This is a genomic window from uncultured Porphyromonas sp., from assembly GCF_947254915.1.
Taxonomy (GTDB): domain Bacteria; phylum Bacteroidota; class Bacteroidia; order Bacteroidales; family Porphyromonadaceae; genus Porphyromonas.
Genome location: NZ_CAMYEZ010000090.1, coordinates 1 through 9,479, shown reverse-complemented (window position 1 = coordinate 9,479; position 9,479 = coordinate 1). Strand labels below are relative to the sequence as shown.

The window sequence follows — 9,479 nt, the reverse complement described above, 5'->3', positions numbered from 1 at the left end:
CATCGCCTTTACGCCCACCGCACAAGCACTTGAAGAGGTGGTCGTAGTTGCCAAGCGTCCATTTGTCTCATACGATGGCGGTGTGGCTCGCTATAACCTTTTGGCTAATCCTGCAGCCATCGGCGGAAACCTCTTGGACGGGCTCAAGCTAATCCCGGGGGTACAGGTGGAGGAGCGTGGAGGGCTCTCTGTCTATGGCTTCTACACGCTCACGGTAGCTGTCAATGGTCGAATACTACGCCTCTCCCCTGAGGAGGTTCAAGCTTACCTTAGCTCTCTGAGCGTGGAGGATGCTGGGCGTGTGGAGCTCATTCGCCATCCAGGACCCGAGTATGGCGTGCAGAGCGGTGCCGTCCTCAACATTATCACAAAGGGGAATCCTCGAGAGGGTCTCAATGCTTTCATATCTGCGGATGCGAGCTATCGGAGGAAGATCTCGGAGGGCGGTCGGCTCAGGCTCAACTATAATAAGGATAACAAGCGAAGCTATATAGCGTACCAAGTCTTTGACAATCGTCGTCTAGAGTCTCTTACGACTACGCTAGGCGCTGACACAACGAGCACATTGCCTCATCGTGGACAGGCTATGCAGGCGGGCTTTGAGTGGCAGATCTCTCCGCGACAGCTCTTTGACGTACGGCTTCACGGCTCTCTCTCGAGTGAGCATATAGACTATAGTCGGGGGGCCCACACCGATATGAAGCGTATGGTCGGGGCTGTCAACCTTTATCACACCCTCTCTGCAGATCGTTGGGTCTGGAAGAGCTATGCCGACTACACCGCTAGTGGCAATCAACGCTCCTACTCCCACAGTGACAGCGAGCTTCAGGATCGGTATCACTACCTTCGCCTATCAACGAACTATACCTACCGCTTTACCCCTTCACTACTGGGACTACTCGGGGTAACGCAAAACAACATCTGGTTTGCGACACAAGCCCCCACAGCTCCCAGCAAAGTCAATGAGCAGTACTATGAGAGTAACAGCTCTGCTTACCTCACACTGCGCTACCACAAAGGAGCGCTTGACAGCTACGGTGGAGTACAGCTCAACTACGACCACCGCACGAGCCAAGCTCAAGGGACTCGCCTACTATCTGACCAAGCGGTGCGCTGGCAACCTTACCTCAACGTTGCCTACGACATAGCGCGCAACCATCGTCTAGCACTTTCCTTGCAGACTTACTACCAGCGTCCTGCGCTAAGAGACCTGATGCCGTATGCCTCCTATGCGGGATTTCTCTATCGTGTCGGCAATGATCGTCTGCAGAGTAGTATGCGCCACAACCTTTCGCTCAACTACAGCTACCGACGGGCTGCGATGCTAGAGGTAAACCTCTCCAACGAGCAGCACCCCATCGTCGAGTACTTGACACCATATCAGGGAGCCTATGCCATTACCAAAGGGAATCTAGACTATAGTCGCTACCTGCGCATCGTCGCGGGGGCGCCCATACCTATCATCTACCGTGACAACGGCTTGCAGTGGATCGCCACTACTTATCTAGCTTGGCACTTGCAGCGTGACAAGGGAACTATAGACGGGAGCGAGTGCGACCGCACCTTCCACGCCTACTACCTCCAGCACAAGCAGTCGCTCAACCTCCCAGCTCAGTGGTACCTTGACGCTCAGATCACCTACTACAGTCCGCTATTTGTCGGAGTCTACAAGACTCAGAGACAGTGGTGGGTCAATCTATCTATTAGCAAGCGCATCGTCTCCTGGAAGCTCTCCCTCTCGTGCTACGACCTGCTAAATAGCAATGTGGCACGGGGCGAGATCATGGGGCTCTCCCAGCCGATAGCCTTCGTCCAGAACTGGTACAGTCCGAAGGTCACGCTCAGCATCAGCTGTACGCTAGGCAATAAGCGCCTCAAGAGCTCTAGCCGTCAGACAGTCAATAGCGAGTCTCGTCTCACCGACTCGGCCAACGAGGGGCTCTCATTTAGCAAACCTTAAATAGCCATTTGAGACTGTTGCAAGTCAACAGTCTCACAATCTTGCTTGCAAGATTGTCCTGACTTTGCAGAAAGGATGAAGCGCAAGGCGCTGAGGGTGAGGTCTGAAGGGAGCATACCTCCGTATGTGACCGAAGCCGAATCCCGAAAGCAACACAGCGATTCGCCTTTATGCAACAGTCTCCATTTAGGAGGCTCTACGGGAGTAGAGCTTTCCTCTCCGTACGGGCACAGTCTATGTTCATACGAGGGGCAATTTATTTTCATCTGGGTGAAAATCTAGTTTCACCTAGGAGAAACTCTAGTTTCATACGGAGGAAACTACTCGCATTAGGGGAGAATACCTTGTTCTAGGTATGCAGTTTGCTTTTTATTTCGGGTGCTTACCCCTATCTTTGTAGCTGTTGGTGGGGATGTCCGACCAACGGCAGTAAATCTTTATCCAGAAACTTAAATGCAAATAACTATGCAACCAATTATCAACAGCAACTTACCAGAGTTCAAAGTACCCGCATATACCAAGTCCAAGGGCTTCCACGAGGTCTCTAACGAGGATCTCAAGGGGCGCTGGAGCGTACTCTTCTTCTATCCTGGCGACTTCACCTTCGTATGTCCTACGGAGCTAGCTGACCTTGCCGACAACTATGCTGAGTTTCAGCAGATCGGCGTGGACATCTACTCTGTGAGCACAGACTCGCACTTCGTTCACAAGGCTTGGCAGGATGCTAGCGAGGCGGTCAAGAAGGTGCAGTACACGATGCTCGCTGACATGCGCTTTGAGCTGGCTCGTGCCTTCGGCGTGATGATCGAGGAGGCTGGGCAGGCTTACCGTGGCACTTTCCTCATCGACCCTGACGGCAAGGTGCGTGTGGCTGAGATCCACGACAACGGCATAGGCCGTGACGCTCAGGAGCTACTGCGCAAGGTGCGCGCTGCTCAGTTTATCTATGAGCACCCAGGTGAGGTGTGCCCCGCTAAGTGGAGACAAGGAGATGCCACTCTCAAGCCTAGCATAGACCTAGTTGGTAAGATCTAACACCTAGATTCACATATCAAGACGAGAGGGTTGTGTCGTATACTCACACGAGCGGCACAGCCCTCTACTCTTTCTGAAAAAAAACAGCACAATCATGAGACTAGACCAAGATACCTTACAGCAACTGCAAAGCATCTTTGCCTCGCTAAAGCATCGATATACGCTCAGAGCGAAGGCTCCCGAGGGCGACCACTACGGCGAGCTAGAGCAGCTCCTCGGCGACTTCGCCTCGACCTCCCCGCAAATATCGCTAGAGATGGGCGTGGGCGACAAGCTAAGCGTGGAGATACTACGTGACGACCAGCCCACGGGGATAACCTTTAGAGCGATCCCCTCGGGGCATGAGTTTAGCAGTCTGATATTGGCCATATACAATGCGGATGGTCAGGGGAAGAACCTCCCCGATGCAGCGATCTGTGACAAGATTCGTTCGCTACGCAAGCCTATTCACCTGCGCAGTTACATTTCGCTCAGCTGTACCAACTGCCCTGACGTGGTGCAGAGCCTTAACCTAATCACGCTCATCGCTGGTGAGGGGGTGACCCACGAGATGGTCGACGGGGCTCTCTACACGGAGGAGGCTAAGGAGCTAAACATATCGGCCGTACCAACGGTCTACCTGGGAGATCAGGTGCTACATATAGGCAAGAGTTCGCTGGGTGAACTACTCGGCAAGCTAGCCGATGCTGTCGGAGTGGAGCCATCGTCCGTCACAGCGGAGCGCAAGGAGTATGACCAGATCGTCATCGGTGGTGGTCCTGCTGGCGCCGCCGCTGCGCTATACTCGGCTCGCAAGGGACTACACGTGGCACTGGTGGCGGACCGCATGGGTGGTCAGGTGAATGAGACGACGGCTATCGAAAACGTTCCCTCCGTACTTCACACGACAGGTACCCAACTGGCCGAAGATCTGCGCCAGCATGTGCTACACTACCACGTAGAGATACTGGAGCAGAGACATGTCGAGCAGATCAAGCTGGTCGATACCCAAAAGGAGGTAGTCACCTCGCTCGGTGAGACGCTCGTAGCGCCGCAAGTGATCATCGCCACTGGAGCTTCCTGGCGCAAGCTGGGTGTGCCTGGTGAGGCGGAGCATATTGGTCGCGGTGTAGCCTTCTGTCCGCACTGCGACGGGCCATTCTTCAAGGGACAAGACATAGCGGTCGTGGGCGGTGGTAACTCAGGCATTGAGGCAGCTATTGACTTGGCGGGCATCTGCAAGCATGTGACCGTCTTGGAGTTTATGGAGAGCCTCAAGGCAGACACCGTACTGCAGGAGCAACTAGCCAAGCTACCGAACGTGACTGTCCACACGAACGTGGCAACGGAAGAGGTCATCGGCAACGGGAACAAAGTGTCCGCACTTCGCATAGCTCCTCGAGACGGGAGTGCCCCCTTTGAGCTAGCTGTCGCTGGAGTCTTCGTGCAGATCGGACTCAAGGCGAATACGGATGTCTTCGACGGTCTGGTCGAGCGCAACCGCATGGGCGAGATCGTCATCGACGACCACTGTCGTAGCTCAGTGCCTGGCATCTATGCCGCAGGCGACTGTGCCAGCATCCCCTACAAGCAGGTAGTGATCGCTATGGGCGAGGGTGCCAAGGCTGCTCTCTCCGCCTTTGATGATCGCATTCGCACGAAAGGGTAAAGGTGGCTGTTGGCTATTGGCTGTTAGCTATTGGCTGTTAGCCGTTGACCGACGCACGCAAAGGTTAGGGTCACACACCTGCTCAAAGAAGAGACTCCCCCGTAGCTGGACACGATCCAACTGGAGGGGAGTCTCTCGTTTACTGCCTCTAGCACAAGGGGGGCTTACGCTAGCTGGGCTAGATTTCTATGTACGAGACGATGTCGGGCCTCTAGATCCAGCAAATACTTCTTGCGCTCAAGACCTCCGGCATAGCCAGTTAGGCGACCATCGCTGCCGACCACTCTATGACAAGGGACAATGATCTGGAGAGGGTTCGCCCCTATCGCTCTTGCTACGGCACGCATTGCAGAAGGACGTTCCACAGCATGGGCTACAGAAGTGTAGCTGCAAGTGGTGCCATAGGGGATAGTAGCCAGTGCATGCCATACGTCTTTTTGAAAATCAGTACCGACCGCCATCAGTGGGAGACTGAACAAGTGACGCGCACCCGAAAAGTACTCGTCCAACTGTGTAGCGGCTTCCGAAAGGAACGGGCTGTTTGCCGACTTTGATACCTGACGGCAAGGCTGGCCGAGGCGCTTCAGAAGTCGTACATGACTCAATCCATCGATCCAGTCACAACAGCAAAGATGGTGACCGCATGCAATCAGTACGAGCGAACCACATGGCGACGGATAGAGCATCTGCTCAAGAGGCGATAAAGACTTGGTGCAACTCATAGTTTCACGGAGGATTTCTACCAGGGCTCAACTTTGCCTGCAGCAAGTGCCCACAAGTAAATACTTGCTACACTACCATACGGGGAGTATCGGCATCTGTACCGCTCAAAGCGTGCACGTGGCATCTCTCGGTGGTGGTAAAGCAGCTGGAGTCTGCGGTGAATACCCAAGTCGCCGAAGCTCAGGACATCCGATCGCTGAAGAGAGTGGAGCAAAAGCATCTCGGCAGTCCAAACACCTACCCCATCCAATGCGATAAGTCGCTGGATAACCTCAGCATCCGACAGCTCTGAGAGGGAGTGAAAGACCAGAGCTCCACTCCAGACTTTTTCCGCTATAAACAGGTCTGGAATTACCGGAAGGCGAACCATGACGACTCGCTCGATGAGCTCAGCCATTCAATTGTCTTTTCTCTTGAGGTAGTCCGTCTCTTGCCTACCCGTATTGAAAGAAGTGATCACCCATATCCACTTTGTCACTTATTGATTGCAAAGGTACATCTATTTTAGGCGTATAGATCCAAAAAGCTTTTACCAGACAGCAAGACTATAAAATAAGCCCCAAGCACCTTGAGAGCACTTGGGGCTAAAAGCGTCACGGCAACAGATCAAATGAGGACAACCTCACTATTGCCCACCAACCGACTCAGCAACCTCAAAAGAATGCTCTAAATCTCAAACAGCCGAGGAGCATTGAGCGTGCGATTGCTTTCGTTCATCATGGCGCCGTTCGAATAGGTCGTCTCACCTCTTTTCAGCACGCCATACTGCTGATGGATATGCCCGAAGAGGTGCAGGCGGGGCTTGATCTCATGCACTCGACGCAGGAGTGTGGCAGAGCCGTAGTTGGTCTGGTCGGCATAGTCCAAAATGCCATAGGGCGGACGATGCGTGACCAAGACATCTGTGTCTAGCGGTATATCCGCCTCGTATTGCTCCTGGCGGCCATCAGCGCAGTCTGGCACAAACAGCGGGACTCCGTAAAACTTCACCCCTTCGATCTCTACCCCAGAGTTGTAGAGCAGGTGTACCGTGTCACTGAGTCCGCTCACAGTAGCCCTGTACATACAGAAGTCGTGATTGCCACAGGTGAAGAGCTTGTACTGGTAGTCCAAGTCGCACAGCCAGTTGATAAAGTCCTCTGCCTCGTCTGCACTACCATGCATAGTAAAGTCTCCTGAGTGCACCACAACGTCTGCCGCTGGCAAATCCCGCAGTCGCCTGTGATAGCCATGCGTATCAGATAGATGTAGTATCCTCATTGTCATTACTAGTACGTGAGAGTTACTTCAAGAGAGAAGCGTTAAGGCGTGTGTTTATACGAATTGGTTACTGTCTTGTAGCTCTCGTAGGTAGAGGCGGGCGCACATCTCGGCGTCGTCGCCTGCGCGGTGGTGCGTCCCCTCGGGGATGGATAGTTGCTCGCAGAGGTAGGCGAGCGTATGGCAGCCGTAGTCGTAGATCTGACGCGCACGGCGTAGCGAGCAGTCCCACTGCAACTCGGGGAGTGTGAGCTCGTAGAGCTGTGCTGTCTGCTCTAGGCAACTTCGATCAAACGGCACATTGTGCGCTACCAGCAGGTCTCCATCGCCTAAGTATTGCGCAGCTATCTCTTGCCACACCTCGGCAAACGATGGCGCCATCTCCGTATCCTCCGGACGGATGCCATGGCACTGCATATTCCAGTAGCTGTATCGGTTTCCCTCAGGTTGTACCAGCCAGGAGCGTGTCTCAACGATCTCGCCGTTGCGGACCACACAGATCCCCACCTCACAGATGGAGGTGCGCTGTCCTGTTGCGGTCTCAAAGTCTATCGCTATAAAGTCTAATCTGTTCATCACGCTTCTGTTGTTGGCTCGTAGTATGCCATAAGGTTCTTGGCAAAGTTATACATTTCCTCTCGTACGGACTGAGGCTCCATCACCTCAATCTGATCGCCCATTGCTAATAGAACTTGATAAAGATCATACGTAGGACAGACCTCCAGCTCAAAGCTAGCCAAACCCTCCACCTCTGAGGGTAGCTCTCTCTGCGACTCATGTATCGGCAGCGTGCGAAGGTAGTCCGCCCCCTGACCATAGGCATTAACTAGCAGACGTACAGGCTCCTCCTCGGAGTGAATCACCCCACAACAGCCACGGTAGTAAGCCTCTATGTCAAAAGACTCATCCATCTCAAAGCTCTCCTCTAGCGGTTCGCAAGCCAAGATGCGATCCAGGGCATAGACTAGATAGATATCCTCAGGGCGGGAGCCACCGTCCTCAGCATTGAGCTCTACATTGCGAGCTGAGTAGTAAGGACTACGAGCCAGGAGGTACCATCTGCGATTCGCCACCTTGAGGTAGTAAGGCTCCGCCTCAAAGCTGTAAGCCTCAGGTCTGCCAAACCCCTGGTAAGTCATCTGGATAACCTTGCCGTGACGCATCGCCTCGGCAATCACGTTGAGCCACTTACGCCCAGAGGGGACATGCTCGAAGAGTATCCGCCCCTGGAGCTTGCTGTCGGCTTGTATCTGATTCATCGCCGTGTAGGAGTCTATGAGCCAACTGCGCAGGTTGTCCTGCTCCAGCTCCTCGTGATTGTCAATGTAGTAGCGGTAACCATCCTGGGGGTCACATAAGATATCCACCTGAAAGATGTCGAGGATCGCCGCCCGATGATTGTGAAAGGTGCGCTTCGGCAGGGGCTCCTCGTAGCTCAGCCCGCTCTCCTCCCAGTGGCGACTAATCTCATCAAAGGTCAGTCGTCCGTACTGGCGAAATTGCTCAATCAGCCAGACATATCGTCCGAATTTGTTTGCCATACAACTACTAGTCTATTTGTCTAGGGCAAAGATACAACATTACCTCTGCCAAATCGTGGCACAAGGCATAGCTTTTCAGTCTAAAACTGCAATGGCTTTCACATAGCACACTATTAGTCGCTACATGAAAGCCATATCACATCTTAGGCTTTAGACAATTAGAGAACTAATCCTCTAAAGCCGCACTGATAGTCCGATGCCATTCACTTGGGGAAAAGGCTGACGCTGGGTGCTGTACAGGCAATACCCTCACCTCGTGTCCATCTCTGAGAGGATAGATCCAGGTCTCCACACCACAGCAATCAGCTCCTTGATGACCCGCATTGGGGAGATAGTCGTAGAGACGATCATGTCCCCACACCAATACAAGGTCAGGGCGATAGTGCTCTATCACTTCAAGAAAAGCTCCCTGAGCTGCAACCCTTTGCTCCCTAGTAGGTGCCTGTCGAGGAGCCGTCATAGGCTCCTGAATGAAGTTATAAAAGAGTACCTCATCCCACACCTCCTCTGAGGAGAAGCGACTCTCTTGCTGACCACTCAAGGCACTAGCGAACTTGGTGTAGGTATTCATCCAGCCTTCGTGATCACAAGAGGAGTCAAAGAGATACTCAAAAACCCTCTGCGTAATATTCGCAGTAGCTTCGCCAGGATTAGCGCAGTAGTGGCTCTCGCCTAGCACCATCACACGTTTACCCCATCTAGAGTGGTCGTAGTGCTTCCCCACTCTCGGCAAAAACTTGACTTCACGGGACATCTCTTCAGTTGTAGCTTACAATGTTATTCCTAACGATGGAAGACGGTATGCGCTTCCTTACTATTTATACTTTTCGGTAGGCTTGTAAAACAACAGCCGAATAAGGTATATAATCACGCATGCAATGACAACACCGATCAATCCATTGCTAACGAATACCCCAACACCAGCATTCGGATCATTAATGAGTCCATACTTGATAAGTGCCCACGGCAGAGCTACACCAGCATACATCTTTAGAGACAGAGCTATCGTCAATCCAACGGCGATAGCTATAATAACCGCCCACGGCTCCGATGTTATCCACCCTGGTTGCTGATAAAGGTATTGGTAGAGTACCATAATTACGAAAGGAGAGAATAGTAATCCCCCAGCAGTAGCTGATGAGAGATACCTAAAGGCTAGCAGTAGCACCAAAGCAATTGGTACACCTCCGAAGAAGAATGACTTCCAAAAGCCATAGTCAGCATTATAGCTTATCAGCCATCCAAACAAGAAGGCAAGCGTACATTCCACCCGCTAATGCAATTTCTCAAGAATGATGTTTTTGATGACTTC

8 protein-coding genes are annotated in these 9,479 nt (G+C 52.8%); 3 read left to right on the top strand and 5 right to left on the bottom strand.

Translation table 11 applies throughout. The features are described 5' to 3' along the window. The 3 genes from Q0X57_RS06165 to ahpF form a co-directional block, all read left to right on the top strand. On the top strand, nt 1–1,960 hold a 1,960-nt coding region (locus Q0X57_RS06165), incomplete at its 5' end, for an outer membrane beta-barrel protein (protein WP_297729074.1). A gap of 465 nt (nt 1,961–2,425) precedes the next feature. Further along, nucleotides 2,426–2,995: an alkyl hydroperoxide reductase subunit C gene (gene ahpC, locus Q0X57_RS06160; protein WP_025883180.1), complete on the top strand. Its 570-nt coding sequence runs from the start codon at nt 2,426–2,428 to the stop codon at nt 2,993–2,995. Between the two features lie 94 nt (nt 2,996–3,089). Continuing rightward, nucleotides 3,090–4,643 carry an alkyl hydroperoxide reductase subunit F gene (gene ahpF / locus Q0X57_RS06155; protein WP_297729071.1) on the top strand — a complete coding sequence of 518 codons (1,554 nt, stop codon included), beginning with the start codon at nt 3,090–3,092 and terminating at the stop codon, nt 4,641–4,643. Between the two features lie 164 nt (nt 4,644–4,807). Here the strand turns inward: ahpF and Q0X57_RS06150 are convergent, their stop codons facing one another. The 5 genes from Q0X57_RS06150 to Q0X57_RS06130 form a co-directional block, all read right to left on the bottom strand. Continuing rightward, complete coding sequence (locus Q0X57_RS06150) at nt 4,808–5,329, bottom strand: methylated-DNA--[protein]-cysteine S-methyltransferase (protein ID WP_297729080.1); 522 nt, start codon at nt 5,327–5,329, stop codon at nt 4,808–4,810. Between the two features lie 703 nt (nt 5,330–6,032). After that, nucleotides 6,033–6,626 carry a metallophosphatase domain-containing protein gene (locus Q0X57_RS06145; protein ID WP_297729077.1) on the bottom strand — a complete coding sequence of 198 codons (594 nt, stop codon included), beginning with the start codon at nt 6,624–6,626 and terminating at the stop codon, nt 6,033–6,035. Nucleotides 6,627–6,680: 54 nt separating this feature from the next. Continuing rightward, entirely contained in the window at nt 6,681–7,202 is a 522-nt protein-coding gene (locus tag Q0X57_RS06140) for a 3'-5' exonuclease (RefSeq protein WP_297729069.1), read from the bottom strand. Beyond that, nucleotides 7,202–8,167, bottom strand: a complete 966-nt coding sequence (locus tag Q0X57_RS06135) for a WYL domain-containing protein (RefSeq protein ID WP_297729066.1) — start codon at nt 8,165–8,167, stop codon at nt 7,202–7,204. The genes Q0X57_RS06140 and Q0X57_RS06135 overlap by 1 nt, the downstream gene beginning before the upstream one ends. A gap of 166 nt (nt 8,168–8,333) precedes the next feature. Further along, nucleotides 8,334–8,921 carry a hypothetical protein gene (locus tag Q0X57_RS06130; protein WP_297729063.1) on the bottom strand — a complete coding sequence of 196 codons (588 nt, stop codon included), beginning with the start codon at nt 8,919–8,921 and terminating at the stop codon, nt 8,334–8,336. Nucleotides 8,922–9,479 lie beyond the last annotated feature (558 nt).